The 25,550-nt window shown below is 58.8% G+C and carries 24 protein-coding genes and 3 tRNA genes; 11 read left to right on the top strand and 16 right to left on the bottom strand.

Features of this window, described 5'->3' with window-relative positions:
• The first annotated feature begins 409 nt into the window (after positions 1-409).
• Positions 410-949, top strand: a complete 540-nt coding sequence (locus tag TRM7557_RS13785) for a YHS domain-containing (seleno)protein (RefSeq protein WP_083401111.1) — start codon at positions 410-412, stop codon at positions 947-949.
• Between the two features lie 231 nt (positions 950-1,180).
• On the opposite strand, the gene TRM7557_RS13790 is transcribed toward TRM7557_RS13785, so the two are convergent.
• The 4 genes from TRM7557_RS13790 to hisA form a co-directional block, all read right to left on the bottom strand.
• Positions 1,181-1,498, bottom strand: a complete 318-nt coding sequence (locus tag TRM7557_RS13790; RefSeq protein WP_058290810.1) for a phosphoribosyl-ATP diphosphatase — start codon at positions 1,496-1,498, stop codon at positions 1,181-1,183.
• Positions 1,495-2,271, bottom strand: a complete 777-nt coding sequence (gene hisF, locus TRM7557_RS13795) for an imidazole glycerol phosphate synthase subunit HisF (protein ID WP_058290811.1) — start codon at positions 2,269-2,271, stop codon at positions 1,495-1,497. The genes TRM7557_RS13790 and hisF overlap by 4 nt, the downstream gene beginning before the upstream one ends.
• Positions 2,272-2,313: 42 nt before the next feature.
• Positions 2,314-2,769, bottom strand: coding sequence for a DUF2867 domain-containing protein (locus TRM7557_RS13800; RefSeq protein ID WP_058290812.1), 456 nt, complete (start codon positions 2,767-2,769; stop codon positions 2,314-2,316).
• Positions 2,770-2,938: 169 nt separating this feature from the next.
• Complete coding sequence (gene hisA / locus TRM7557_RS13805; protein WP_058290813.1) at positions 2,939-3,661, bottom strand: 1-(5-phosphoribosyl)-5-[(5-phosphoribosylamino)methylideneamino]imidazole-4-carboxamide isomerase; 723 nt, start codon at positions 3,659-3,661, stop codon at positions 2,939-2,941.
• A 172-nt stretch (positions 3,662-3,833) separates the two neighbouring features.
• On the opposite strand from hisA, the gene TRM7557_RS13810 reads away from it, so the two are divergent.
• Positions 3,834-4,232 carry a DUF2147 domain-containing protein gene (locus tag TRM7557_RS13810; RefSeq protein WP_058290814.1) on the top strand — a complete coding sequence of 133 codons (399 nt, stop codon included), beginning with the start codon at positions 3,834-3,836 and terminating at the stop codon, positions 4,230-4,232.
• A 19-nt stretch (positions 4,233-4,251) separates the two neighbouring features.
• Here the strand turns inward: TRM7557_RS13810 and TRM7557_RS13815 are convergent, their stop codons facing one another.
• The 9 genes from TRM7557_RS13815 to TRM7557_RS13855 all read right to left on the bottom strand — a co-directional run bounded on the left by TRM7557_RS13815 (position 4,252) and on the right by TRM7557_RS13855 (position 9,947).
• Positions 4,252-4,503 carry a WGR domain-containing protein gene (locus tag TRM7557_RS13815; RefSeq protein WP_058290815.1) on the bottom strand — a complete coding sequence of 84 codons (252 nt, stop codon included), beginning with the start codon at positions 4,501-4,503 and terminating at the stop codon, positions 4,252-4,254.
• A gap of 152 nt (positions 4,504-4,655) precedes the next feature.
• Positions 4,656-5,294, bottom strand: coding sequence for an imidazole glycerol phosphate synthase subunit HisH (hisH, locus tag TRM7557_RS13820; protein ID WP_058290816.1), 639 nt, complete (start codon positions 5,292-5,294; stop codon positions 4,656-4,658).
• Position 5,295: 1 nt separating this feature from the next.
• On the bottom strand, positions 5,296-5,883 hold the full coding sequence (gene hisB, locus TRM7557_RS13825) for an imidazoleglycerol-phosphate dehydratase HisB (protein ID WP_058290817.1): 588 nt from the start codon (positions 5,881-5,883) through the stop codon (positions 5,296-5,298).
• A gap of 188 nt (positions 5,884-6,071) precedes the next feature.
• The gene (locus tag TRM7557_RS13830) at positions 6,072-7,418 is read right to left on the bottom strand and encodes an aminotransferase (RefSeq protein WP_058290818.1); all 1,347 of its coding nucleotides are present in this window, start codon (positions 7,416-7,418) and stop codon (positions 6,072-6,074) included.
• A gap of 145 nt (positions 7,419-7,563) precedes the next feature.
• Positions 7,564-7,638 (bottom strand) — tRNA-Gly (locus TRM7557_RS13835).
• Between the two features lie 46 nt (positions 7,639-7,684).
• Positions 7,685-7,759, bottom strand: a tRNA-Gly gene (locus TRM7557_RS13840).
• A 101-nt stretch (positions 7,760-7,860) separates the two neighbouring features.
• Positions 7,861-8,760: a NaeI family type II restriction endonuclease gene (locus TRM7557_RS13845; RefSeq protein ID WP_058290819.1), complete on the bottom strand. Its 900-nt coding sequence runs from the start codon at positions 8,758-8,760 to the stop codon at positions 7,861-7,863.
• 6 nt (positions 8,761-8,766) lie between these two features.
• Positions 8,767-9,726: a DNA cytosine methyltransferase gene (locus TRM7557_RS13850; RefSeq protein ID WP_058290820.1), complete on the bottom strand. Its 960-nt coding sequence runs from the start codon at positions 9,724-9,726 to the stop codon at positions 8,767-8,769.
• A 146-nt stretch (positions 9,727-9,872) separates the two neighbouring features.
• Positions 9,873-9,947: transfer RNA gene (locus tag TRM7557_RS13855), tRNA-Gly, on the bottom strand.
• A 216-nt stretch (positions 9,948-10,163) separates the two neighbouring features.
• On the opposite strand from TRM7557_RS13855, the gene TRM7557_RS13860 reads away from it, so the two are divergent.
• Complete coding sequence (locus TRM7557_RS13860; RefSeq protein WP_058290821.1) at positions 10,164-10,670, top strand: GAF domain-containing protein; 507 nt, start codon at positions 10,164-10,166, stop codon at positions 10,668-10,670.
• Between the two features lie 12 nt (positions 10,671-10,682).
• Here the strand turns inward: TRM7557_RS13860 and TRM7557_RS13865 are convergent, their stop codons facing one another.
• The gene (locus TRM7557_RS13865; RefSeq protein WP_058290822.1) at positions 10,683-11,066 is read right to left on the bottom strand and encodes an MAPEG family protein; all 384 of its coding nucleotides are present in this window, start codon (positions 11,064-11,066) and stop codon (positions 10,683-10,685) included.
• Between the two features lie 214 nt (positions 11,067-11,280).
• Between TRM7557_RS13865 and TRM7557_RS13870 the strand changes: the two genes are divergently transcribed.
• Complete coding sequence (locus tag TRM7557_RS13870) at positions 11,281-12,060, top strand: class I SAM-dependent methyltransferase (RefSeq protein WP_058290823.1); 780 nt, start codon at positions 11,281-11,283, stop codon at positions 12,058-12,060.
• Positions 12,061-12,140: 80 nt separating this feature from the next.
• Here the strand turns inward: TRM7557_RS13870 and TRM7557_RS13875 are convergent, their stop codons facing one another.
• Positions 12,141-15,584 (bottom strand): pyruvate carboxylase, encoded by a 3,444-nt coding sequence (locus TRM7557_RS13875; RefSeq protein ID WP_058290824.1) that lies wholly within the window; start codon positions 15,582-15,584, stop codon positions 12,141-12,143.
• A 481-nt stretch (positions 15,585-16,065) separates the two neighbouring features.
• Here TRM7557_RS13875 and TRM7557_RS13880 point away from each other — a divergent pair, with 481 nt between their 5' ends.
• Both TRM7557_RS13880 and TRM7557_RS13885 read left to right on the top strand, forming a co-directional pair.
• Positions 16,066-16,500: a BLUF domain-containing protein gene (locus tag TRM7557_RS13880; RefSeq protein WP_058290825.1), complete on the top strand. Its 435-nt coding sequence runs from the start codon at positions 16,066-16,068 to the stop codon at positions 16,498-16,500.
• 224 nt (positions 16,501-16,724) lie between these two features.
• On the top strand, positions 16,725-19,163 hold the full coding sequence (locus TRM7557_RS13885; protein ID WP_058291054.1) for an ATP-dependent helicase: 2,439 nt from the start codon (positions 16,725-16,727) through the stop codon (positions 19,161-19,163).
• Between the two features lie 388 nt (positions 19,164-19,551).
• On the opposite strand, the gene TRM7557_RS13890 is transcribed toward TRM7557_RS13885, so the two are convergent.
• Positions 19,552-19,764, bottom strand: coding sequence for a DUF1127 domain-containing protein (locus TRM7557_RS13890; protein WP_058290826.1), 213 nt, complete (start codon positions 19,762-19,764; stop codon positions 19,552-19,554).
• Positions 19,765-20,091: 327 nt separating this feature from the next.
• Here TRM7557_RS13890 and TRM7557_RS13895 point away from each other — a divergent pair, with 327 nt between their 5' ends.
• From TRM7557_RS13895 to TRM7557_RS13920, 5 genes are all read left to right on the top strand, one after another.
• Positions 20,092-21,156, top strand: a complete 1,065-nt coding sequence (locus TRM7557_RS13895) for an Mrp/NBP35 family ATP-binding protein (protein ID WP_058290827.1) — start codon at positions 20,092-20,094, stop codon at positions 21,154-21,156.
• A gap of 751 nt (positions 21,157-21,907) precedes the next feature.
• Entirely contained in the window at positions 21,908-22,411 is a 504-nt protein-coding gene (mraZ, locus tag TRM7557_RS13905) for a division/cell wall cluster transcriptional repressor MraZ (protein WP_207382661.1), read from the top strand.
• A 3-nt stretch (positions 22,412-22,414) separates the two neighbouring features.
• Positions 22,415-23,404, top strand: coding sequence for a 16S rRNA (cytosine(1402)-N(4))-methyltransferase RsmH (rsmH, locus tag TRM7557_RS13910; protein ID WP_058290830.1), 990 nt, complete (start codon positions 22,415-22,417; stop codon positions 23,402-23,404).
• Positions 23,404-23,754: a cell division protein FtsL gene (gene ftsL / locus TRM7557_RS13915; protein ID WP_058290831.1), complete on the top strand. Its 351-nt coding sequence runs from the start codon at positions 23,404-23,406 to the stop codon at positions 23,752-23,754. The genes rsmH and ftsL overlap by 1 nt, the downstream gene beginning before the upstream one ends.
• Positions 23,751-25,535: a peptidoglycan D,D-transpeptidase FtsI family protein gene (locus TRM7557_RS13920; RefSeq protein ID WP_058290832.1), complete on the top strand. Its 1,785-nt coding sequence runs from the start codon at positions 23,751-23,753 to the stop codon at positions 25,533-25,535. The genes ftsL and TRM7557_RS13920 overlap by 4 nt, the downstream gene beginning before the upstream one ends.
• Positions 25,536-25,550 lie beyond the last annotated feature (15 nt).

Genomic DNA, 25,550 nt, shown 5'->3' on the forward strand with positions numbered 1-25,550 from the left:
AACGTCCTCTGGCCCCCAAAAAGGGGGCCAAACATCCCGATACGCGCGGTGTTCACAATATCCCCGCGGGTCTTTCGCAGTTGGAAAAACCCATGAAGCGGAAGAAGGGGAAGAAGAAAAAATCCGGCTGGAAAAAGATGTTAGGCAAATCCTTTGGCGAGGTTGCCGACCTGATCGAAGACATCTTTGACTAAGAGAGAGACCGCTCTGTGGCGGCGCAGCGCGCTCTGGGCTGCAAGATCACAGCCGAGTTACAGAGCGTTCACATTCTCGTTTCACGTCTTTTCCACGGTTGCAGCAAGCGGCATTGTCTGGATAAGCGAACCCTTGGGCGGCTTTCCGCCCATTTGTTCTGTCCATATGCCCTACCTACGTGCCCTGCACAGCTGACCGGAGACTTTACGTGCCCTTGACCACCACAGACCTGGCAAAACCGAACAGACGCCTGTTTCACCCTCTGACCCGAGGTGTGACCGGAGTTCTGTGCGTGCTGTGTTTGGGCGGGGTGGCCAGTGCAAACCCGGGTTTAGATCTGCGTGGCTTCATTGGGGCAGAGGCCCAGCAAGCTGCGGCGCTGGTAAATGTGCAGGAAGAAGGCCTGGCGCTTGGCGGTTTTGACGCGGTCTCTTTTCATGACCCCAGCGGCCCTTTGGTGGGGCTGCCTGCCTTCACGCTGATGTGGAAAGGGGCTTTGTGGCAGTTTGCCACGGCGGCCAACCTGAAAACCTTCGAAGCCAGTCCGCGCAAGTATGAACCCCGTTTTGGCGGCTACTGCGCCTATGCGATGGCAAAGGGTCGTCTGGCCGAAGGCAGCCCGCTGACCTGGAAAATAGAAGACGGGCAGCTGTATTTCTTCCACTCGGAACGGGCCGAGGCGTTGTGGGATGGGGATCAGTCGCAGATGATCCAATCCGCAGATGCCGCTTGGCCGGGCGTGTTGCGGAAGTAAGCTTTTGTTTAGGTTGAGAAATTCTTGGACGGGCAAGAAGTTGCCTGCTTTTTGAGCTTCGACTTCTGGTCCAAAAAAATCACAAAAACGCGAGCGCCCTTTAAACGTGGCGAAAAAGCCCCACATTCATAATCAGACAGCGGCACTGGAACCGCCGCTGATCTTTTTCACTGTCCCTCGTTCCATACCTTGCGCCCGGAGCTTTTGCTCACGGGCGCATTTTTATGAGGGTCAGGATGTCGGACGTGCGGCTTTTTCTGCAATGCCACTCAGGCCCTGACGTTCGGCAAGCACCGCCAGTACATCATCCAGCGCCACGTCGCGCGCCGCCAGCATGACGAGGAAATGATAAAGCACATCCGCCCCTTCAGAGGCGAGCTTGGCTTTGTCGTCCTTGATGGCCTCAATAATGGCCTCGATGGATTCTTCGCCAAATTTCTCGGCGCATTTTTCCGGGCCTTTGGCCAGAAGTTTGGCGGTCCAGCTGCTGTCGGGATCCGCCCCTTTGCGGGACAGGATGGTGGTTTCAAGATCGTGCAGCAGACTCATGCGATGCTCTTTCTGTCAACGCGCATCGGAATGCCGGCGGCGATCATATGGTCTTTGGCTTCCTGCACCGTGTATTCGCCGAAGTGGAAGATCGAGGCCGCCAGCACGGCTGACGCCCCACCCTTGGTCACGCCTTCGACAAGGTGATCCAGATTGCCAACACCGCCCGAGGCGATGACGGGGATGTTCACGGCATCGGAAATCGCACGGGTCATATCGAGGTTGAAGCCGGACTTGGTGCCGTCACGGTCCATAGAGGTCAGCAGGATTTCACCGGCGCCCTTCTTTTCGACCAGTTTGGCAAATTCGACCGCATCAATGCCGGTCTCTTTGCGTCCGCCGTGCGTGAACAGCTCCCATTTGCCGGGAGAGACGGTTTTGGCGTCAATGGCGCAGACAATGCACTGGCTGCCGAACTGATCGGCGCTCTCCGAGATCACATCGGGATTGGCCACCGCAGCAGAGTTGAACGAGACCTTGTCGGCTCCGGACAGCAGCAATGCGCGCACGTCGTCTTTGGTGCGCACGCCACCGCCTACGGTCAGTGGCACAAAACACTGTTCGGCGGTCCGACGCACCATATCAAACATGGTGCCCCGGTTTTCGTGCGTGGCATGGATGTCGAGGAAGCAGATTTCATCTGCGCCCGCGGCGTCATAGGCGCGCGCGGCCTCAACAGGGTCGCCCGCGTCACGCAGGCCGACAAAATTGACGCCCTTGACCACACGGCCATCAGCGACATCGAGACAGGGAATGAGGCGGGTTTTCAACATGGAGCCCTTATGGACCGGAAGGGCCGCGGGGGGAAGGGGGCTTTAGCCCGCGCGTGCCACCCGCGCCACGCCGTCGCGCACGATCAGCACATGAAAGGGCATGATCAGAGTCAGATAGGCACGTCCCACAAGGTTGTTCACATGTACCCAGGTGGACATGTAAATGCGCCCGTCTTTCCTGAGCAAAGTAATGCGAAAGTTGAGGTGGCTGTCGTCGAGGCCGTATTGCACTTCGTTTTCACGCTGGAAGGTGATGGGGAAGGCGCTGGGGGTGAGCTCTTCCTCTGTGGTGCCGGTTTTGAGGCCAAGCGGGGCGACCAGTTTGTTGCGAAGCGTCATAAGGGCGCTGGCCCAGCCGGGCATTTGAAACGCCTGTGCTGCGGCCTCTTCGACACCGAGCGAGGATTTGCAGCTGTAGCAGTCCAAAAAATCGCCGGGGGCACATTTGGCGTGGATTGCAGCTTCGGGCGGTAGGGTGGATCTGATGACGTCTGGCATCTGGCGGCCTCCGAATCTGAGATGGCGGCAGGCAACCATAGGGTGACGGGCGGCACCAGAGGGCAGGGTGTCACAGGGAGGGCATCACGGGTGAGCGGGGAGGGGCTTTGCCCCTCTTGCCGGGCAAAGCCGGCAATTCACCCCAGAGTTTTTTGGGCCAAAAGAAGGATCAGGCCTTCAGAACGTTGAGCGCCTCGGCCAGGTCAATGGCGCCGTCATAAAGCGCGCGGCCGGAGATCGCGCCATTGAGCGCAGCGCCGCAGGATTTCAGCGCGCGCAGATCGTCGAGCGAAGAGACACCTCCGGAGGCGATGACCGGGATGGACACCGCGTTGGCGAGATCCGCGGTGGCCTCGACGTTGGGGCCTTTCATGGCGCCGTCGCGCATAATGTCGGTATAGATGATGGCTGCCACGCCTGCGTCTTCAAAAGATTTGGCAAGATCGGTGACCATGACATCGGTTTCTTCAGCCCAGCCTTTGGTGGCAACGCGGCCGTTGCGTGCATCAATGCCCACGGCAACCTTGCCGGGGAATGCGCGGGCCGCTTCGCGCACCAGATCGGGGTTTTCCACCGCAACCGTACCGAGGATCACACGGGCGAGCCCCTTGTCGATCCAGGTCTCGATTGTTTTCATGTCGCGGATGCCGCCGCCCAGCTGCGCGGGAACTTTGGTTTGCTTCAGGATTTCTTCTACGGGGGCTGCATTGACAGGTTCGCCTGCAAAAGCGCCATTAAGGTCAACAAGGTGCAGCCATTCGCAACCTGCCGCGACGAATTCCAGCGCTTGGGCAGCAGGGTTGTCGTTGAAGACCGTGGTTTTGTCCATGTCCCCATGCAGGAGGCGCACGGCCTGGCCGTCTTTGAGGTCAATCGCGGGATAAAGGATCATGGGCGCGGGCTTTCCTGCTGGAGCTTTTTGGTTCGGCGGTCTTTTGCACCAAGCGGGGGCGTTTTGCAATCTCGGCGCGGTTTTGTCGTCAGGCAGGGTGACCCAAGGACAATCTTGCCTGCAGGCGGCGGGCTTTGCCAAGGTGTTCGCATTCATTGGGAGGAGAGAGACGATGAAACGTATTATTGCGGCGGCTGCGGCTGCTATTGCCTTTGGAACTGTGGCGGCAGCGGATCCGGTTGCGGGTACTTGGCAGACCGAAGCGGGCGATACGGGTGGCTATCTGCATGTGGCGATCGCACCCTGTGGGTCGGACATCTGCGGCACGATTTCAAAGGCATTTGATGCCAGCGGCTCTTCTGACGGGGCCTACGAGAACCTCGGGAAAAAGCTGATTTGGGATATGAAATCCAGCGGCAATGGGGATTACGCCGGTGGTAAAATCTGGGCGCCGGATAGCGACAAGACCTATGTGTCGAAAATGGCCCTCAATGGCAATAAACTCAAGGTCAAAGGCTGCGTCGCTGGCGGCTTGATCTGCCGCGGTCAAACCTGGACGCGCGTGAAATAAGTCTGCTCGCGGGGTGTTCTCAGAACAACCCCATCTGGACCGGGATCGGCACGAAGCCATGCTTCACTTGCCGGTCCCGTGTCGTTTCAAACAGCTGCATGGCCTCGGCGTGAGAGGCAAAATAGTAGCGTTTTTGGTTGCCGCCCGAGGCACCAATCGGCCCCGAGGCCCGTTCCACGCACCAGTCCCCAAACAGGGTCCGGCTCAGGCTCAGCATGCAATAGCGGTGATGGCCGTCGCGGTAGTCGTATTTCTCAAAGCGCATGTTCACGGGAGTAGGGGGCCTGCGAGGGGTTTCGTGTCGGGGTCTTTTGCCTGCGCGGCGCCCGAGTGTCCATGGCAGAAATATCTGCCGCAGGGGTAAGGATCGGGTAAATTGGGGCAGGCGCATCGCTGGGAAAATATGCGCCTGCCCTTTTTGGATTAGGGCTTCCAGGTCAGGAAGTTGCCGATCATCCGAAGGCCAATATCCTGGCTTTTTTCCGGGTGAAACTGCATGCCCAACATGGTGTCGCGGCCAATCACAGCGGTGACATCCCCGGCATAATCCACATGTGCCAGCCGTTCGGCCGGGTTTGTGACCCGGAAATGATAGCTGTGTACGAAATAGGTGTGATCGCCCGACTGGATGCCGTCGAACACCGGGTGGTCATGGTCGATCACCAGATTGTTCCAGCCCATGTGGGGCACCTTAAGGCTGGGGTCATTGGGCGTGATTTTCACCACATCCCCCTGCACCCAACCCAGCCCCGGGGTTTCTTCATATTCGTGACCGGTGGTGGCCATCAGCTGCATGCCGACGCAGATGCCCAGAAAGGGCCGCGCTTTCTGCTCGACCGCCTCAACCATTGCCTCATAGATGCCTTTGTGCCCGCGCAGTTCCGCTGCGCAGGCCGGGAAGGCACCATCGCCGGGCAAAACCAGACGATCGGCGCGCGCCACAACCTCTGCATCCGAGGTCACCACAACCTCGCCCGCATCCATTTCCCGCGCCATGCGCTGGAAGGCTTTTTCGGCCGAGTGCAGGTTGCCGCTCTCGTAGTCGATGATCGCAGTCAGCATGTTACAGCGCGCCTTTGGTCGAGGGGATGGCGTCGGCTTTGCGCGGGTCGGTCTCAACTGCAGTGCGCAGGGCGCGGGCCACGGCTTTGAAAGCCGCTTCGGCAATATGGTGGCTGTTCACGCCGTGGATTTGGTCCACGTGCAGGGTGATGCCGCCATGTGTCGCAAACCCTTGGAAGAACTCGCGCACCAGTTCGGTGTCGAAGTTGCCAATTTTCTGGGTCGGCAGGTCAACATTCCAGACAAGGAAGGGGCGCGCGGACAGATCCAGCGCCGCGCGCACCTGCGCGTCATCCATCGGCAAGTGGCATTCGCCGTAACGGTTGATGCCTTTCTTGTCGCCCAGGGCCTCCACCAATGCCTGACCCAGCGCGATGCCGGTGTCCTCCACGGTGTGGTGGTCATCGATGTGATAATCACCCTTGGCGCGGATTGTGAAATCGATCAGCGAGTGGCGCGACAGCTGGTCCAGCATATGGTCAAAGAACCCGACGCCGGTCTGGTTGTCATAAGCACCGGTGCCGTCGAGGTTGATTTCAACCGAAATCTCGGTCTCGGCGGTCTTGCGGGTCACTTTTGCTGTGCGCATGGGCAATTTCCTTGATTTGACGCCCGCGCTTATAAGCCCTTGGAGGGGGTAGGCCAAGCCTTGCTGTGGTTTGCGAGGCTCTGCCTCGCGCTCCGGAGTATTTTTCGCCAAAAGAAACGGGACCATGCTTCTTTTGGCCCGAAAACTCCGGGGTGAATGGGCCCTTGGGTCCAGAGGGGCAGAGCCCCTTAAATGTGGCCTTCGTGGCGCAATTCCTCATAAGCGGCGTCCATGCCCAGTTTGGCGCGCTGCAGCATATCATCCACCTGATCCGTGGTGATGATCAGCGGAGGGCAGAACGCCAGCGCATTGCCAGCCACCGCACGCAGGATCAGCCCGTTTTCCTGGCAGTGTCTCACCGCAGCGGCCCCGCCTTTACCGCCAGGAATGGTTGCGCCGGTGGTTTTGTCTGACACCAGTTCCAATGCGGCGATCAGCCCTTTTCCGCGCACTTCTCCGACCAGGGGGTGATCGTTGAACATCTTGCGCAGCTGATCCTGAAGATAGGCTCCGACTTCAGCAGCGTGATCAAACACTTTGTCACGTTCGTAGATTTCCAATGTCTTGAGCGCTGCGGCGCAGGCGACTGGGTGGCCGGAATAGGTATAGCCGTGCCCGAACACGCCTACCTCATTGGTTTGCGCCACAATCGCCTCGTACATCCAGCCTGGGATGATCGCCGCAGAGATCGGCACATAGGCCGATGACAGTTGTTTTGCAAGGCTCATGAGGTCTGGTTTGATCCCCATGGTGGTGCAGCCAAAATCCGCACCGGTGCGCCCAAAGCCGCAAATGACCTCATCGGCCCAGACCAGAATACCGTATTTGCGCAGCAGGGATTGTAGCCCTTCGTAGTAGCCATCAGGCGGGACTATAACGCCGGAGGCACCGGTTATGGGTTCGACAATCATGGCAGCAATGGTGTCGGGGCCTTCCGCGAGGATCAGCTGTTCCAGATTGTTCAGGATGCGTTCAACAAATTGCGCTTCGGTCTCATTTCCCTGACGGCCGGTATAGTAATGCGGCGCATCTGTGCGGTGGATGTTCAGGGCCTCAAGCGGTGCGTCGAAATGCGCAAGGTTGGCGGGCAGCGAGGTGAGCGATCCAGCGGCAACTGTGACGCCGTGATAGCCGCGTTCGCGGGTCAGGATTTTGCGTTTTTCGGGCTTGCCGATCGCGTTGAAGTAATAGCGCAGCATTTTCAGGTGGCTGTCATTGGCGTCTGAACCGGAATTGCCAAAGAAAACATAGGCATCTTCAACCGGAACCATGGCTTTCAGCTTTTCGGCAAGGGCCATGACGGGCCTGTGTGTCTTGCCGCCAAACGTGTGCTGGAAGGGCAGTGCGTTGACCTGGGCTGTGATCGCATCAATAAGCTCTTGGTTGGAATATCCCAGCGACGTGCACCATAGGCCGGCCAGCCCTTCGATATATTTGCGGCCCTCGGCGTCATAGACATAGATGCCTTCGCCGCGTTCCAACACAAGCTGCTCGGTCGCGGTGAAATTGGTGGTGGGATAGATCACGGATGCCATGGGAGCTCCTTCCTGCGTCGCTGTGGGAAGGATTGCGTCAGTCGGCCCTTAGGTCAAAGGAAATTTGATCAAATGTATAGGGCGTTTGGGGGCGTGCTGAAAACACAAACGCCGCCCCGAAGGGCGGCGTTTTGTGATGTGTGAATGGAGCGGGCGAGGCGATTCGAACGCCCGACCCTAACCTTGGCAAGGTTATGCTCTACCCCTGAGCTACGCCCGCATACCAGTCACATATGTCCGCCAGCTGGGTGGTCTGGCTTCCGAATTGGAGCGGGCGAGGCGATTCGAACGCCCGACCCTAACCTTGGCAAGGTTATGCTCTACCCCTGAGCTACGCCCGCTTCCTTTCGGTGAGGCGGGTTCTAGGCAATACCGCCGAGGGCCGCAAGAGGAAAATGACAAAAAGGCAAAAACTTTTTCACTTATCCGTAAAATCAATGGGTTAGGTGGGTGTGTCGACCCTGTGACCGGCCTGTGCAGCAAGGTTTATCTGCCGTGGATCCAGCAGTTTGCAGGAGATGAATTCAGAGCCTGTGCAGGCTGGAAGACCCAGGGCACGGATCAGCTGCGCGTCCTTCCGGCCTTCTAGGACAACGATGTTTTCCCGGGCCAGAACATCCCGTGTGCCATTGCCGCCATCGGAACGTATCCGGCGCATGAAGTCCTTTTGGCGGGCCACGGCCTCGACCACGTCGCGGGGAATGATGTGGGACTGCACGCGGCGAAACAGGGTCGCCATACGTAGATTTCCGGTGTCGCCGGCAAAGATTTCGTCCACGACCTCGGCGGCAAGATCGCGCCAGAAATTTGCGGGGTAGGGCTGTTCTTTCAAGAGCCACAGGATATGACCAAAGCCGGTGGCTGAAATGCTGGCCTTGGAGTCCTTGTTCTTACCGGTCGTCAGGTATTCGGGGCGGGCCACAATCAGACCCAGATAGCAGCGTGCGCGCTGTTCGTCGGCCGCGACCAGAAGGCAGGGGTGATCCAGCGCTTCGGTTGGGATCATCCAATTGGTGCCCATGGTGTGTTTGATGTCCACATCCTGATCCAGGATCAGCGTGTCCAAGCGCCCCTTGCGCAGGCGCAGCAACGCGCGCAGTTCAATCTCGACCCGTGTGCCGATATAAGTCTTCTCGGTTTTTTCCAGATCTTCATAGGCGCGGCGTCCGGTTTTGGCGGTCATGATCACCGCATCAATGCAGTCGCGCAGCATGGCAGGGAATTGTCGCTCCAACTCGAGTGGGCCACCTGCGCGGGCGGTGATTTCATCGGCCAATGCGCGCAGACGGTCAAAGTCCGGGTGGCCATCGACCACCAGACTTTCGGGAAGCTTCTGTTTCATGTGGGGTTAAGAGCCGACGACGCGCAGCGCGGGTTTGGCAATGGCGGCCTTCAGCTGCGTTGCAACGGCTTGGGCGACGGGCGGCGGAAACGCGTTGCCGACCTGACGGTACGCGTTGGTTTTTGCACCGGTGAAGTGCCATTCATCCGGAAATCCCTGAATGCGCGCGACCATGCGCACGGTCAGGCGCGGCATGTCATTGTGGAAGGGGTCCGGTGCCTCATAGGCGATGGTGCGTCCTTCGACCCCCAAGGCGGCCCAAGCGCGCCGCGCACGGGTCGGACCCAGGTCGGGGCCGCCATGTTTCTTTGACCCGCCAACGATAGTGGGCGCGATTTCGTTGGCTTGGTCTTTCCAAGCATCCGCACCGCGCCAGCCGCGTTCTTTCATCAGGTCAATCAGTGTTTCGCCGACGGTGGGCGGGTTGTGCGGCAGGGCTTCGGGCCAGGCGAACTGGCCGGAAAATTCCTTGCGCAGGGCCACGATCACCACGCGGGGGCGCAATTGCGGCACGCCGAAGTCCGAGGCATTCAAAAGCCGCCAGTCGGTCTCGTACCCCAGCTTGCCCAGTTGCGTCTTCAGCTTTTCGCGGTAGTCCAGAAACACCGCATCCAGAAAGCCGCGGACGTTTTCGATCATCACCGCGCGGGGACGGGTGGCGTCAACGATTTCCAACGCATCGTCAAACAGGTTGCGTTCGTCTTTTTCGCCGAGCTGCTTGCCTGCCACCGAGAAGGGCGGACAGGGCAGGCCACCCGCAAGCAGATCAATGCCACGATAGTCGCCTGCGACCTCTTTGAACTTGCGCACGTCTTCTTCCAGAACGTTCCAATTGGGACGGTTGTGGCGCAGGGTGGCGCAGCAGTGCTTGTCAATTTCGACCAGAGCTGTGTGGTCAAAGCCGGCTTTTTCCAGACCCAAGGCCTGACCGCCTGCACCTGCACAAAGTTCCACCGATGACAGCATTTCTCTCTCTCTTGCCCTTCGCCGCGCCACAGGGTGCGGAGTTCTCATTCTGTTCGCAGACAGTGATACCGTCAGCCGCTTGGTTAATGCAAGACTGCTGCGATCCAAAATCTGTGGATGAAACATGTATCTTTGGGAGGACCGATTGGAGCGGGCGAGGCGATTCGAACGCCCGACCCTAACCTTGGCAAGGTTATGCTCTACCCCTGAGCTACGCCCGCTTCCTTATCGGTGAGCGCTGATTTATGGCTATTCGCCGAGCGCCGCAAGTGGAAAATGCACAAGATGCGCATTTTTTTGGCCCTCCAGATGTGTAGAAAGAAACCGCTCACCCATCGGTAGAGTGTTCTTAATGAGTTCTTGTTTTGCTGGCTCTTTGAGAAATATTCTAATTTTTGCACGTGTTTTACGCGGCAAGGTGAGGGTGAGGAATAGGCATGTCCCAAGAGGCGACACAGGTTGGGGAAAGCAAGCTGACGGAAATCGAGATCAGATTGGACGAGATTTCCGGTCAAGACACCCTGAGTATTGACGATAAAATTCAGGCCATCCTGCAAGAGGGCAATGCCCATTTTGGGACGGCTTTTGCCTTGGTCAGCGAAATCAAGGGTGACGTGTATCGCGTGGTGTTTTCCGAGTCCGATATTGCACCGGCAGAACCGGGCACCGAATTTCCGCTGGGCGAAACCTATTGTCTGCAAACCATGCGGGCCGGTGGGCCTGTTGCCTATCATGCGGCGGGGGCGTCTGATCTGTCGGATCACCCCTGTTATAGTGTTTTCCAGCTGGAGACTTATATCGGTGCGCCGATGATGCAGGGCACGCAGGTGTTGGGAACGGTGAATTTCACCAATATCGAAGCCCGCGCCCCTTTTTCTGCGCAGGATCTGGCAACCATCTCCGGGATTGCCTCGCGGGTTCAGGCGCTGCTGAAGGCGGCGTAAATAAGTCCCGCGTTACAAGGCGACGAAAAGTAAGCGTAGCCCGGCCATGGCGAGCATTGTAAAGGTCATGACCATGCCAACAATGCGCGGGCGCAAGGATTTTTCGTCACCGCTGACGCCGATAAAGTGACTGACCCGGCCAAAAAACAGCAGCGCTCCGAACAGGTGGATTTGCCATCCGGGCACACCTTGGGCTTCGCATAGCCCCATCAGGATCAGGCCAAGCGGCACATATTCCGAAAAATTGCCTTGAACACGCGTGGCCCTGAGCAGGGCTTCGCTTTGGCCTGTGCCAATTGCAACGCGTTCGCGGTTGCGCAGAACAATCACGCGGGCCGACAAAAACAGCAGCATCGCGGTTAGCAGGGCGGCATAGAGAGAGGTGGTGGCAAGCATGTGCGCTCCGAACTTGAGGAAATCCGGATTGATCTTAGGGCGTCAGCGCCCCAAGGCGAGGCCAACCCGCAGAAAAAAGCCAATTTTTGCGACCTGACAACCTGTTCAAATCGCCGCGGATGTTGGGGGATTACGGGCTTGTTAAGCAGATGTGGCTATCCGTGGTTGGGTCAGATCGAATTTAGATCAAATCCTACACGCCCAGGAGGTCAGAATGACGTTACAGCCCAAAGAATTTCGGATCGATTTCCCAGACGGGACGTCTTCGGTCGTTGATGACCGTGTGATGGGAATTCTTCGAACTTTGCAGAGCCAGGCTGCGGCGGTCCAGCGCGCGCAGCCGTCCACGCCACGTCATTGCAGCGTCTGCGATTATCACGGCGATTTCCGTCCCACGGGTTTTCCGCAGCGCGTCGATGCAAGCTGTCCCAAATGCCACTCGGTTGAGCGGCATCGGCTCATCATGCTGGCGGTGAAACGTGGGCAAGTGCTGGGAGATGCGGATGAAAACAGCCGTGTTCTTCATTTTGCGCCCGAGCCAATGCTTTCGGATTACTTCCGGTCCCGGTTCCAGCACTATGTCACTGCTGATCTCGCAGCGGGCTTTGATTTGCAACTGAACATGGAAAACATTGATCTGCCGGATGCGCAGTATGATGTCATTATGGCCAATCATGTTCTGGAACATGTGGATGATTTCAAAGCCGCGCGTGAACTGCATCGGATTCTGAAACCGGGCGGGGTTTTGCTGTGTACTGTGCCGCTGATTGAAGGCTGGGAAGAAACCTACGAGCCCGAAGGTATCGACAGTGATGCAGAACGGCTTCTGCACTTCGGGCAGCATGATCACGTTCGGATGTATGGCAGGGATTTCCGCGACCGCATTCAATCTTGCGGGTTCGCCCTGGAAGCAGAGATCACTTCTGAGGGCGCAGATGTGGTCAAATACAGCCTGCTGCGCGGGGAAAAGCTGTTCCTGTTCCGCAAGGCCTGAGCCAATGCGCGGCCTGTTGCATCAGGCCAAAGTTGAGGTCTCCAAGCCCCAGAACGGTTCCGGGGCTTGGAGGTTTTTCATTATTCCAGTTCGATCAGCAGATCTTTGGCGTCGATCTGACCACCCGCTTGCGCGTGGACGGCTTTGATCACGGCGCTGCGTTCGGCGTGGATACCGGTTTCCATCTTCATCGCCTCGATCGTCAGCAGCAGGTCACCTTCGGTGACTTGCTGGCCAACGCTGACCGCGACCGAGGACACAACACCCGGCATCGGCGCACCGATGTGGTTGGCGTTGCCAGCTTCGGCTTTCGGGTTGGCCGCTTGCGTTGCCACAACCTTGCGGTTCTGAACGCGGATCACACGCGGTGCACCGTTCAGTTCGAAGAAGACTTTGACCTCGCCTTTGTCATCGGTTTCACCAATGGCCTGCAGGCGGATTTCCAGTGTCTTACCGGGGTCAATTTCAGCCGCGATCTGCTCGCCCGGTTCCATGCCGTAGAAGAAGGTCTTCGTCGGCAGGACGCGAACCGGACCATAGGTGCGGTGACGGCCCATGTAGTCGAGGAAGACTTTGGGGTACATCAGGTAACCGTTCAGATCCTCGTCATCGACTTTGAACCCTTCGAGTTCCGAGGACAGCTCTGCGCGGGTCGCTTCGAGGTCGATCGGCTCCAGATGGGCGCCGGGGCGTTCGGTGTTCGGGGCATCGCCCTTTAGCACCTTGTCGACGATACCAGCCGGGAAGCCGCCCGGAGGCTGGCCCAGATTGCCGCGCATCATATCTACGACAGAGTCGGGGAAGGCCACATCGGTCTTGGGATCTTCGACTTCCGCACGGGTCAGGTTCTGGGACACCATCATCAGCGCCATGTCGCCAACCACTTTGGAAGACGGGGTCACTTTGACGATGTCACCAAACATCTGGTTCACATCCGCATAGGTATGGGCAACTTCGCTCCAGCGGTCTTCGAGACCGAGCGAACGCGCCTGTGCCTTGAGGTTGGTGAACTGACCGCCGGGCATCTCGTGCAGGTACACTTCCGATGCAGGCGCCTGCAGGCCGGACTCAAATGCCGCGTATTGCGCGCGCACCTGCTCCCAGTAGCCGGAAACCTCGCGGATGCTTTCGATGTCCAGACCGGTGTCGCGGTCGGTGTTGCGCAGGCCTTCGACAATGGAGCCAAGGCAGGGCTGCGAGGTGCCACCAGAGAAGGCATCCATAGCAGCATCCACAGCATCCACACCCGCATCCGCCGCGGCCAGAATGGTCGCACCGGCAATGCCAGAAGTGTCATGCGTGTGGAAGTGGATCGGCAGGCCGACCTCTTCTTTCAGCGCTTTCACGAGGATACGGGCAGAGGCCGGTTTCAACAGACCCGCCATGTCCTTCAGGCCCAGAACATGAGCGCCAGCGGCTTCCAGTTCTTTGGCCATGCCGACATAGTATTTGATGTCATACTTGGCGCGGTCCGGGTCGAGGATGTCGCCGGTGTAGCAGATGGTGCCTTCGCAGACCTTGCCGGATTCAACGACGGCATCCATGGCGACGCGCATGTTTTCAACCCAGTTCAGCGAGTCAAAGACGCGGAATACATCGACGCCGGTTGTTGCGGCCTGACGGACAAATTCCTGCACCACATTGTCGGGGTAGTTGGTATAACCAACGCCGTTCGATGCGCGCAGCAGCATTTGGGTCATCAGGTTCGGCATGGCTTCGCGCAGATCGCGCAGACGCTGCCAGGGGCATTCCTGCAGGAAGCGGTAGGCCACGTCGAAGGTTGCGCCCCCCCAGCATTCAACCGAGAACAGCTGACTGAGGTTCTGAGCATAAGCCGGTGCAACCTTGATCATGTCGTGGCTGCGCATACGGGTTGCCAGCAGAGACTGGTGACCATCGCGCATGGTGGTGTCGGTCAGCAGCAGTTGACGCTGCGCCTTCATCCAGTCTGCGACGGCCTGTGCGCCCTTTTGCTCCAGCAGGTTGCGGGTGCCATAGGGCAGGTTGCCGGGTTCGGTCTTGGGCGCGCGCGGTTCCTTCAGGTCAGCGGCCGGTTTGGCGCGCCCTTCGGTCTCCGGATGGCCGTTGACGGTGATGTCGGCAATATAGGTCAGAACCTTGGTACCGCGGTCCTTGCGCTTGGCAAAGTGGAACAGGTCCGGCGTGTCGTCGATGAATTTGGTGGTGTATTCATTCGACAGGAAGATCGGGTGCTTCAGCAGGTTTTCCACAAAGGCGATGTTGGTGCTGACTCCGCGCACACGGAATTCGCGCAGCGCGCGGTCCATGCGGGAAATCGCCTTTTCGGGTGTCGGCGCCCAAGCGGTTACCTTGGTCAGCAGCGAGTCATAATACCGCGTGATGACCGCACCAGAGTAAGCGGTGCCACCATCCAGACGGATGCCCATGCCGGTGGCCGAACGGTAGGTGGTGATGCGACCGTAATCCGGAATGAAGTTGTTCAGCGGATCCTCAGTCGTCACACGGGTCTGCAGCGCGTGGCCGTTCAGACGGATGTCGTCCTGCGAAGATTTGCCGGTGGCTTCCGCAATGGATTTGCCCTCGGCGATCAGGATCTGGGCCTGAACGATGTCGATGCCGGTCACCTCTTCGGTGACGGTATGTTCCACCTGAACGCGGGGGTTCACTTCGATGAAGTAGAACTTGCCGGTGTTCATATCCATCAGGAATTCGACGGTGCCCGCGCATTCATAGTTCACATGGGCGCAGATCTTGCGGCCCAGCTCACAAAGCTCGGTGCGCTGTTCGTCGGACAGATAGGGGGCAGGGGCGCGTTCCACGACCTTCTGGTTGCGGCGCTGAACGGAACAGTCCCGCTCCCAGAGGTGATAGATCTCGCCGTGCTTGTCGCCCAGGATCTGGACCTCGACGTGGCGGGCGCGGGTGATCATCTTTTCCAGATAACCTTCGCCATTGCCAAAAGCGGCTTCGGCTTCGCGGCGGCCTTCAAGGACTTTTTCTTCGAGCTCTTCCTCGGCGAGGATCGGGCGCATACCGCGACCACCACCGCCCCAGGAGGCTTTGAGCATCAAGGGATAGCCGATCTCGGCTGCCTCTTTTTTGATGGCGGCCATGTCATCGCCCAGAACCTCGGTCGCGGGGATAACCGGCACACCGGCTTCAACCGCAACGCGGCGGGCCGAGGCCTTGTCGCCAAGGGCGCGCATGGTCTCGGATTTGGGACCAATGAAGGTGATGCCGTTGCGGGCACAGGCATCTACAAAATCCGGGTTCTCGGACAGCAGGCCGTAACCAGGGTGAATCGCATCTGCGCCGGATTCTTTGGCGACGCGAATGATCTCGTCGATGGAGAGGTAGGCCTGAACAGGGCCCATACCTTCGCCAATGCGATAGGCTTCGTCAGCTTTGAAACGGTGTAGGCCGAGTTTGTCTTCTTCGGCATAGACTGCAACTGTCTTTTTTCCCATTTCGTTGGCAGCCCGCATCACACGGATGGCGATCTCGCCGCGGTTGGCGATCAGGATCTTATTGAAGTCGGTCATCTCTCCCCCGGAAGTTATGGTTGGGATGGGCATGTGCTAGCGGGTTAATGGCATGTCGTACATCGGTACTATTGGGTATCTGCGACATGGTTGCGCTCACGAACGCCGCAAAGTTACATTTACGTCATGTTTTTTCGGATTTTGCCCCGTTATCGACGTGGTTTACCTTCGAAAACGACAGGAATTGCCGCTTTTCAAATTTTGGTAACGCTAACATTCTGCGCGTGCGAAGGGAAGCTTTTCGTAGCGGGAAGTAAGTGACGCAATTTGTCCGCTAGATGGCGCCAATTATACGCCAAGTTCTGACCCCAATACGGATGGCGCGTTAACCACTCTTTAGGATAGTTCACCCCTTCCAACGGTTTTCAGTTAAATTTGAATCAACGCCGAAGGGATCAGCTCCCGGACAAAACAGCGTCCGCGCAGAAGCCGCAAACAACTGCAAAACGATCCCATCATTCATTTAGCCGGAGGCCATGCCATGCATCGTTTCATCTACACCAGCACCGCAGCAGCCCCGCTCAGCGCACAGCAGCTGGCGGATATTGCAGGCGCATGCCATCGGAACAACCGCCGCGCGGGCCTGTCGGGTCTGCTGGTCATGCATCAGGGCAAGTTCCTGCACGTGCTTGAAGGTGAAGAAAGCCGGATCCGCAAAGTCTGCGAGCGCATCCAGCACGATCCGCGCCATGCGAATTTCAAAGTGATCGAAATGGCCGAAATCAATGAGCGCGCCTTTGATCGCTTTAGCGTCGTCCATGAGGCACCGCAGGCGCTGCCGCTTTTGGGCAATGAAAACGTCCTGCCGCTGGCAGCCTTGATGCCCTCGAACTCCAAAGAGCGCGGCTCTGTTCCATCCGTACGCAAAGCGGTTCGCGATTTCCTCGCCAGCTTTGCCGTGCTCTGCGCCGCATAAGGGCAAAAATGCCCAAGCCCCCTATCGGGAGGGGATGTAAACGCGGTCTCTTTATATAGAGACCGCGTTTTGCTGTTTCAGAGGGCTCCCTGTGATCTTGCAAAACCAACGCCAATGCGCTTTGTCGCGGGGACTGGGCAGGTTTTGGCTGCCCGCCGCTGGGCTGGGAACGGAGTGTGAACATTCCCTTTCCGCCTGATGTGAAACAGGCTAGGATGACCGCCATGAGCAGCTTTGACGAAATGGACGCCTTTGAGGGCGCATCGCTTTCTTCCCGGGCCATGGCGGCGCGGCCGAAACCTTATATGGATGGTCTGAACGACGCCCAACGTGAGGCGGTGGAATGTTTGGACGGCCCCGTCCTGATGCTTGCAGGCGCAGGCACCGGCAAAACCAAGGCACTGACCACGCGCATTGTGCATTTGCTGAGCACGGGCCGCGCCCGCACCAATGAGATTTTGGCGGTCACCTTCACCAACAAAGCCGCGCGCGAGATGAAAGAACGCGTGGGCGGTATGCTGGGCCAGCCGGCCGAAGGCATGCCATGGCTGGGCACGTTTCACTCGATCTGTGTGAAACTGCTGCGCCGCCATGCGGAACTGGTGGGGCTGAAGACCAATTTCACCATTCTCGACACCGATGATCAGATCCGTCTGCTCAAGCAGCTGGTTCAGGCGGCAGGCGTTGACGACAAACGCTGGCCCGCGCGGATGCTGGCGAATATTATTGATGACTGGAAAAACCGCGCCTTGGTGCCGGGCAAAGTGCCTGCGGGCGACGCCACGGCCTATAACGGGCGCGGCATTGATTTCTATGCGCAGTATCAGACCCGCCTGCGGGAACTGAACGCTGTCGATTTTGGCGACCTGCTTTTGCATATGGTCACCATCTTTCAGGACAACCCCGACCTGCTGGCGCAATACCACCGCTGGTTCCGCTATGTGATGGTGGACGAATATCAAGACACCAATATCGCCCAATATCTGTGGCTGCGGCTGTTGGCGGGCGGGCATAAGAATATCTGCTGTGTCGGGGATGACGATCAGTCGATCTATGGCTGGCGCGGGGCCGAGGTGGGGAACATCCTGCGGTTCGAGAAGGACTTTCCCGGTGCGAAAGTGGTGCGTCTTGAGCAGAATTACCGGTCGACCGAACATATCCTCTCTGCCGCCTCTGGTGTGATCCGTGGCAATGAAGGCCGTTTGGGCAAAGAACTGTGGACCGCGGCCGAGGGCGGCGAGAAGGTGCGCCTGATCGGTCACTGGGACGGCGAGGAAGAGGCGCGCTGGGTCGGTGAAGAAATCGACGCCATGCAGCGCGGCACCCGTGGGATGCGCCCGATTGGCCTGAACGAAATGGCAATTCTTGTGCGCGCCTCCCATCAGATGCGCGCGTTTGAGGACCGGTTCCTGACCATCGGCATGCCCTATCGCGTCATTGGTGGGCCACGTTTTTACGAGCGGTTGGAGATCCGCGATGCCATGGCCTATTTCCGGCTGGTGGTCTCGCCCGAGGATGATCTGGCGTTTGAGCGCATTGTGAACACCCCCAAACGCGGCCTTGGTGACAAGGCGCAGCAGACGATTCAAACCGTGGCGCGGGCCAATGGTGTTTCGTTGGTCGAAGGCGCAGCAATTGCGGTGCGTGATGGGATGATCAAGGGCAAAGGGGGCAGCGCCCTGCGCAAGCTGGTCGAGGATCTGGCGCGCTGGCGCAAGATGACCCAGCCCGCCCGTGTTGTGGTCGAAAATGACGAGGTTCTGGACAATGAGGCGGTAGAGCTGCCGCTGGGCGAGCCCGATATCAGCCATATGGAACTGGCCGAGATCATCCTTGATGAAAGCGGCTATACCACCATGTGGCAGAACGACAAAAACCCGGACAGCCCGGGCCGTCTTGAAAACCTCAAGGAACTGGTGAAGGCGCTCGAGAATTTTGAGAACCTGCAAGGTTTCCTCGAACATGTCAGCCTGGTGATGGACAATGACAAGCAGGACGCCGAAGAAAAAGTGTCGATCATGACGCTGCACGCCGCCAAGGGGTTGGAGTTTCCGGCGGTGTTCCTGCCGGGCTGGGAGGATGGGTTGTTCCCGTCGCAGCGATCCATGGATGAGAGCGGCCTCAAGGGACTCGAGGAAGAACGGCGACTGGCCTATGTCGGCATCACCCGCGCCGAAGAGGTCTGTACCATTTCTTTTGCAGGCAATCGGCGGGTGTTTGGCCAGTGGCAATCGCAGCTGCCGTCGCGGTTTATTGATGAGCTTCCGGAGGAGCATGTTGAGGTGCTGACGGGCTCTGGTGGTTATGGGGCGTCGGCGCAGTCTGCTTATGGCGGCTTTGGAGATGCGGCCGACAGCTATGGGCGGTCATCGATCGAGGAGCGGATGTCCAAGGCGGATGGCTATAATTCGCCCGGCTGGAAGCGGTTGCAGTCCCGGTCCAGTCAGCGCGGCCTAAGCCAGCCGAAGGAAAGCCGCCATCAGACCATCGACGTGACTGCGGTGTCGTCGTTTACGCTGGGCGAGCGGGTGTTCCACCAGAAGTTCGGCTATGGCGCGATTGTGGGGATCGAGGGCGATAAGTTGGAAGTGGATTTTGAGAAGGCGGGGATCAAGAAAGTTGTGTCACGCTTTGTCACCGCCAGCGATGATGTGCCGTTCTAGGCAGGAGGCAACCTGAGAGCGGCAACCTGAGAGAGACAACCTGAGAGGTGTCGGATTGCTGCGCAATCCGACCGGGGGCAGCGGGGGCGCGGATCCTATGGATCCGCGCCCCCGCTGCCTTTTGCCGCTCGCTTCAACGCTATGTGGATCGGTCGGCGCGGCGCGTGGATGTTAAATGAGGGCTCCAAAACAGAAAACGGCGGTGCCAGGGAGGAGGAGAGGCACCGCCGTTCTGACTAGCACCGGAAAAAGGGAGGAGGAGCTCCGGTGCGTCTCGGCCCGGCTTTCGCCGGAATAAGGTGCGGTGACATCAGGGAGGAGGAAGATGTCACCGCGAAGCACAGGTCCCAAGGGAGGAGGAGAAGGGACCTGAACCCGTTGTTCTATGTCATTGGTCGCCGTAGGCGGCTGCATAAGCAGCAGAGCGCAGGTTGGATCGGTTCAGGCCAAGATCAGCGAGGTCGCGACCCGAGAGCTCGGAAAGCTCGTTCAGGGTTTTGCGGTAGACGCTGTAGCGGACCCATTTGTCTTTCAGAGCCTGAAGGAAACCAGCGCCTGTGGCGTTCGATTTCAAAACTTGGATCTGGTCAACAGCAGTCATATCGCGTCTTACTCATTCGTCATCTTGGTGGTGCGATCCGCACCCGGCGCCGTCTTGGCGTCCTTGAGAATTAAAATACGCTATTGCTGCGTTTGCACAATCCGGTGGTTGGTCATTTCTGCTATGCAGCAAGTGCATACGTTCCTCGAGGGAAAAACCGGAGTTGCTTAATTTCGCGCCGGTCTGACGTGCCACTTGCCCCCTCGGTGGGCGCAGAGTGATTTTGCGGTGTGTTTTTTGTGGGAAATCCCGCCGTCGGTGTAGCGGATGGGCTTGGGGTAGGGCGACTCACGGCCTATATCGCCCGCAACATGAAGGAGAATTGAAATGGCCGTTACTGCGGAACAGATTCGCGAGGCTCTGGAGCGCCTGGCGCTGCCGGATGGCGGGACGTTGGTGTCGCGCGATATGCTGCGGGCGTTGCAGGTCGAAGGTGGGCAGGTGCGCTTTGTCATTGAGGCGCCGACGCCAGAGATTGCAAAACTTATGGAACCCCTGCGCAAGGCGGCGGAGGCCTCGGTTCAGGCCTTGCCGGGCGTAGAGAGTGTTTCAGTTGCGCTGACCGCCCATGCAGGCGCGCCGAAAGCCCCAAGCCTGAAAGTGGGAGGTCATCCCAAACCGCAAGCGGAGCCCCTGCGCCCGGCGGGTGTGAAAAAGATTATTGCGATCGGGTCCGGCAAGGGCGGCGTCGGAAAGTCTACGGTCAGTGCCAACCTTGCCGTGGCTCTGGCAAAACAGGGCCGCAAGGTCGGTTTGCTGGATGCGGACATTTATGGGCCCAGCCAGCCGCGCATGATGGGGGCCTCTGGGCGGCCGGGCAGCCCGGATGGCAAAATCATCGAACCTCTTACGGCCCATGGGGTCACGTTGATGTCGATTGGCCTGATGGTTGAAGAACGCAAGGCTGTGGTGTGGCGTGGGCCCATGTTGATGGGGGCGATGCAGCAGATGCTGGGCCAGGTGAACTGGGGCGAGCTGGATGTGCTGCTGATCGACTTGCCACCGGGGACCGGTGATGTGCAACTGACACTTTGCACCAAAGCAGAGATGGACGGTGTGATTGTTGTCTCGACCCCGCAGGATGTGGCGCTGATCGATGCGCGCAAGGCATTGGATATGTTCGAGACCATGAAAACGCCGGTGCTGGGCTTGATTGAGAATATGTCCTTCTTCACTTGCCCGGATTGCGGCAGCAGTCACGAGATCTTTGGCAATGGCGGCGTTGCGGATGAAGCCAAAGAGATGGGGGTTCCGCTGCTGGGCACCTTGCCGATTGATCTGGAAACCCGCTTGGCCGGGGACGCAGGCACCCCGATTGCAGCCGGGGAGGGGCCTATGGCTCAGGCTTATGCCCGTATCGCTGAGGGGCTTGTCGCGGGCGGCATGGCCTAAGGCACCCCTAACCTGTTCCCGATATGGGTTTTGATGGCGTTCCCGCAGCAGGGGGCGCCATTTTTCATGCTGAAACGGCACCCCGTGGGAATGCGTGGGGGCTGTGGGAAAGCATGGGACGGGAATTTATGGGCGCTGTGGGAAATCATGGGGCCAGCGTGTCAGCTGTGGTGCGCGGAGGGTTTTCCCAAAAAACGAATCACTTTGTGGGGGCTATTTGGGGCTCGCCGACGGAACAATATGGGAACATGGTGGGGCGCGAGCTGATCTCAGAGAGAATCGCGGGAAACTAAGGGAAAAAACTTTGGGCTGCAAACACTTCATATATGTGGTGTGTGGCGGTCAAAGCTTGTCTATCCATTGTGTCAGAACCGGTTGGTGAGCATAGAATCGGCGCGAATCTGCGAGTCTTGGCACCCCGAATCCTCGCGAATCCGGCAAAAACATGTTGCGGGGCCATACTTTCCCATAGTATCCCTTACTCATCCGATGAGGACGAAGAGCAAGGGCAACAAACGACCCTAACCAAATAATAAAGCAGGTTTCATACAGGCCTTCGATTTCATCAACAAGAGATCCGGCGCGCGGGCGAGCAGACATCCCCCCAGGTGGCGCGCGCAGTCGGACACCCCGCTCAGCGGGCAAGGCGGTGGGTTGATCAGTGGCAGCGGATCAGCCCGCCCCTTTTAGTTTTAAGGCCCCTCTTTTGGGAGTTGGGGTCGGGACGTGTGAGAAAGAGGACGGCAGAGAATTGGGCCGCAGGTTCAGAGGCGAAAGCCAGCACAAGGTCGATACGAAGGGGCGGGTGTCTATCCCAGCCTCTTTTCGGCGTGTGCTGGAGGCCTCGGATCCGAACTGGCAGCATGGGGATAACCCCGAGCTTGTGATCGTCTATGGCGATGCCCGCCGTCAGTATCTTGAATGCTATACAATGGAAGCCATCGAGGAAGTGGACGCAAAGATTGCGAACCTGCCCCGTGGCTCTATGGCGCGTAAAGTGCTCGAGCGTATGTTCAACGGCCAATCTTTGCCGACCACGGTCGATGAGACGGGCCGCCTTGTGCTTCCCGCGAAGCTGCGCAAAAAGATCGGCCTGGATGGGGAAGCTTTCTTCATCGCAGCCGGTGACACCTTCCAGATCTGGAACCCGGACACCTTTAATGAGGTTGAGGCCGCCGAGGCCGAGAAGCTCCTTGAGGAACTGCCCGAGGGAATGGACCCGCTGGAACTTTTGGATGGCACTGGAGGCCTATAAGACATGACGGACCGCAACGCTGCTTCCTCCGGTCCCCATATCCCAGTTCTGCTGAAGCCGCTGCTGGAGGCCGTGGCCCCTGTGTCTGGTCGTTGGCTGGACGGCACCTTTGGGGCAGGGGGCTATACCCGTGGATTGCTGGCGGCGGGTGCGGATCACGTGACCGGTGTGGACCGCGACCCGCTGGCCTTTGATCTGGCCAAACCTTGGATCGATGACTTCGCCGGTCGCATCACCCTGCAGGCAGGCGTCTTTTCCCGCATGGATGAATATGCGTCGGACCTTGACGGTGTGGTGCTGGACCTTGGGGTTTCTTCCATGCAGCTGGATCTGGCAGAACGCGGCTTTTCGTTTATGAAAGAAGGCCCGCTGGACATGCGTATGTCGCAGGATGGGCCCTCGGCGGCGGATCTGGTGGCAGAGCTGACCGAAGTGCAGCTGGCAGACATTATTTTCAATTTCGGCGAAGAACGCGCCAGCCGCCGCATCGCCAAGGCTATCGTGAGAGAACGCGCCGTGGCGCCGATCACCACGACCCTGCAACTGGCCGAAATCGTTGCAAGCTGCCTGCCGCGCCCCAAGCCGAACCAGTCGCATCCTGCGACCCGTACCTTTCAGGCGCTGCGGATTGCCGTGAACGCCGAATACGAAGAACTCTACGAAGGGCTGCTGGCCGCTGAACGCGCGCTGAAGCCCGGTGGTCTGCTGGCGGTTGTGACCTTCCATTCCGTTGAGGATCGTATGGTGAAACGGTTCTTCCAGCACCGGGCGGGCAAAACCGGCCGGGCCAACCGTTGGGCGCCTGAACTGGACGAACAGCCAGCGCAGTTTGAACTGGTCACCCGCAAGGCAGTTGGTCCCGATGATGACGAGCTGGCGCAGAATCCGCGGTCCCGGTCTGCCCGCCTGCGCGTCGGTCGTCGCACCGATGCCGCGCCCGCTCCGATCTCTGGCAAGGAACTCGGCATGCCGCAGCTGAAGGAGACCCGCTGATGCGCACGCTTGCTTATCTCTTTACTGTGCTTGCGGTTTTTGCTCTGGCCTTTTGGGCCTATCAGGAAAACTACGCCACGCAGCAGGCCCTGAAAGAAACCCGCAAGCTGCGGGTTGAGATTGCAGAAGCCCAGGTGCGGCTGAATATGCTGAAGGCCGAATGGGCCTATCTGAACCGCCCCAATCGTCTGCGCGAATTGGCAGAGCTGAACTTTGCCCGGCTGGGTTTGTTGCCGCTGCGGCCCGATCAGTTTGGGGCCGTTGATCAGGTGGCCTATCCTGTGCTCGAGGAATTGGTCATTGAAGACGGGGTAATGGTCTCCTCGCTCAATGGAGGAGAGCGCGAATGATCCGCACGCCCCTGCGTCCGCTGGCCCGCGTCCTGCAGGCCCGAGCCCGGGGCGAAAACCCCGATCTGATCGAACGCGAGAACCTCGCGCAGCGACATCGGGACATGGAAGGCAAGGCGCGCAATCAGGCGCAGGGTCGCCTGCTGGTTATGGCGGGCTTTTTTGTATGTGCCTATCTTGCCATCGGCGGGCGCATGGCGGTCATGGCGACCTCTGAACCGGCCGAGCCGACGTCTTATTATGCGGGCAGTGGCATTGCCAATCAGCGGGCCGACATTGTCGACCGCGAGGGCCGTATTCTGGCGACCAATTTTGAAACCCACTCGCTTTATGCGCAGCCGCCGCAGATGATCGAACCGCTTGTCGTGGCGGACAAGCTGATTGAGATTTTCCCGGATCTGGACCGCGAACGTCTGGTCAAAGACTTCACCGGAAAGCGCAAGTTCCTGTGGATTAAGAAGAAAATCAGCCCCGAACAGATGCAGGCCGTGCATGATATTGGCGATCCGGGCCTGATGTTCGGCCCGCGCGAAATGCGCCTCTATCCGAACGGGAAGCTGGCGGCCCATGTGCTGGGCGGGGCGTCTTTTGGCAAAGAGGGTGTCAGCGCAGCCGAGGTGATCGGCGTTGCAGGCGTGGAAAAGCAATTCGACGACTACCTGCGCGATCCGGCCAATGGCGGCAAGCCGCTGGCCCTGTCTCTTGATCTGTCGGTGCAGGATGCTTCTGAACAGGTTCTGGCGGGCGGCATGAAGCTGATGAACGCCAAGGGCGCGACCTCGATCCTGATGGATGCCTTCACGGGCGAGGTCATTTCGGTTGTGTCTTTGCCGGACTTTGATCCCAATGAGCGCCCGCGCCCGCCGACCTCGGGCTTTGATCCTTCAGAGAGCCCGCTGTTTAACCGCGCGGTTCAGGGCGTTTATGAGCTCGGCTCGACGTTCAAGATCTTTGCGACGGCTCAAGCGATGGAGCTGGGTCTGGTCGGGCCTGAAACCATCGTCGACATCCGTGGTCCACTGCGTTGGGGACGCCATAAAATCCGGGATTTTCATAACTACGGCAAAGAATTGTCGGTCACCAAGATCATCGTGAAATCGTCGAACATCGGCACCGCACGTCTGGCGCAGCAGATCGGGGTAGAGCGTCAGAAAGGCTTCCTTGATCGTCTGGGTATGCTGGAGCCCACCCCGTTTGAGATTGTCGAAGCCAAGGGTGGTAAGCCCCTGTTGCCGCCGAACTGGTCCGAACTCTCTGCAATGACGATTTCTTATGGGCACGGTATTTCGACCACGCCGATGCATCTGGCGGCAGGCTATGCGACGTTGGCCAATGGTGGGTATTACGTGGCGCCAACCATCCTCAAACAAAACGGCCCGCAATTGCAGGGCCGGGTGATGAGCACACGCGTGGCCGAAGACAGCCTGACCATGCTGCGCAAGGTGGTGAGCGAAGGCACGGCTTCTTTTGCCGAGGTGCCTGGATATTCCGTTGGAGGCAAAACCGGCACCGCAGACAAGCCCAAACCCCGTGGTGGCTATTATGACGACAAGGTCATTGCGACGTTTGCCAGCGTCTTCCCAGTGCATAATCCGCGCTATGTGCTGGTGGTGACACTGGATGAGCCTGAAATCCTTGCGCATGGGGAAAAGCGCCGCACCGCCGGTTGGACAGCGGCCCCTGTGGCGGCTGAGATGGTCAAACGCATCGCGCCGCTTCTTGGTTTGCGTCCGCACATTGAACCTGCTGCCCAGAGTAGTGTAACCCTCACCTCGAACTGACGAGGCGAGGATCCC

The sequence above is a fragment of the Tritonibacter multivorans genome, assembly GCF_001458415.1.
Classification (GTDB): Bacteria; Pseudomonadota; Alphaproteobacteria; order Rhodobacterales; family Rhodobacteraceae; genus Epibacterium; species Epibacterium multivorans.

Bases quoted from the DNA above. Each gene is read 5' to 3' on its own strand.
- TRM7557_RS13790 (WP_058290810.1), bottom strand. From the start codon at position 1,498: ATGAGTCTGCTGCACGATCTTGAAACCACCATCCTGTCCCGCAAAGGG.
- hisF (WP_058290811.1), bottom strand. From the start codon at position 2,271: ATGTTGAAAACCCGCCTCATTCCCTGTCTCGATGTCGCTGATGGCCGT.
- TRM7557_RS13800 (WP_058290812.1), bottom strand. From the start codon at position 2,769: ATGCCAGACGTCATCAGATCCACCCTACCGCCCGAAGCTGCAATCCAC.
- hisA (WP_058290813.1), bottom strand. From the start codon at position 3,661: ATGATCCTTTATCCCGCGATTGACCTCAAAGACGGCCAGGCCGTGCGC.
- TRM7557_RS13810 (WP_058290814.1), top strand. From the start codon at position 3,834: ATGAAACGTATTATTGCGGCGGCTGCGGCTGCTATTGCCTTTGGAACT.
- hisH (WP_058290816.1), bottom strand. From the start codon at position 5,294: ATGCTGACTGCGATCATCGACTACGAGAGCGGCAACCTGCACTCGGCC.
- hisB (WP_058290817.1), bottom strand. From the start codon at position 5,883: ATGCGCACAGCAAAAGTGACCCGCAAGACCGCCGAGACCGAGATTTCG.
- TRM7557_RS13830 (WP_058290818.1), bottom strand. From the start codon at position 7,418: ATGGCATCCGTGATCTATCCCACCACCAATTTCACCGCGACCGAGCAG.
- TRM7557_RS13845 (WP_058290819.1), bottom strand. From the start codon at position 8,760: ATGAAACAGAAGCTTCCCGAAAGTCTGGTGGTCGATGGCCACCCGGAC.
- TRM7557_RS13850 (WP_058290820.1), bottom strand. From the start codon at position 9,726: ATGCTGTCATCGGTGGAACTTTGTGCAGGTGCAGGCGGTCAGGCCTTG.
- TRM7557_RS13860 (WP_058290821.1), top strand. From the start codon at position 10,164: ATGTCCCAAGAGGCGACACAGGTTGGGGAAAGCAAGCTGACGGAAATC.
- TRM7557_RS13865 (WP_058290822.1), bottom strand. From the start codon at position 11,066: ATGCTTGCCACCACCTCTCTCTATGCCGCCCTGCTAACCGCGATGCTG.
- TRM7557_RS13870 (WP_058290823.1), top strand. From the start codon at position 11,281: ATGACGTTACAGCCCAAAGAATTTCGGATCGATTTCCCAGACGGGACG.
- TRM7557_RS13875 (WP_058290824.1), bottom strand. From the start codon at position 15,584: ATGACCGACTTCAATAAGATCCTGATCGCCAACCGCGGCGAGATCGCC.
- TRM7557_RS13880 (WP_058290825.1), top strand. From the start codon at position 16,066: ATGCATCGTTTCATCTACACCAGCACCGCAGCAGCCCCGCTCAGCGCA.
- TRM7557_RS13885 (WP_058291054.1), top strand. From the start codon at position 16,725: ATGAGCAGCTTTGACGAAATGGACGCCTTTGAGGGCGCATCGCTTTCT.
- TRM7557_RS13890 (WP_058290826.1), bottom strand. From the start codon at position 19,764: ATGACTGCTGTTGACCAGATCCAAGTTTTGAAATCGAACGCCACAGGC.
- TRM7557_RS13895 (WP_058290827.1), top strand. From the start codon at position 20,092: ATGGCCGTTACTGCGGAACAGATTCGCGAGGCTCTGGAGCGCCTGGCG.
- rsmH (WP_058290830.1), top strand. From the start codon at position 22,415: ATGACGGACCGCAACGCTGCTTCCTCCGGTCCCCATATCCCAGTTCTG.
- ftsL (WP_058290831.1), top strand. From the start codon at position 23,404: ATGCGCACGCTTGCTTATCTCTTTACTGTGCTTGCGGTTTTTGCTCTG.
- TRM7557_RS13920 (WP_058290832.1), top strand. From the start codon at position 23,751: ATGATCCGCACGCCCCTGCGTCCGCTGGCCCGCGTCCTGCAGGCCCGA.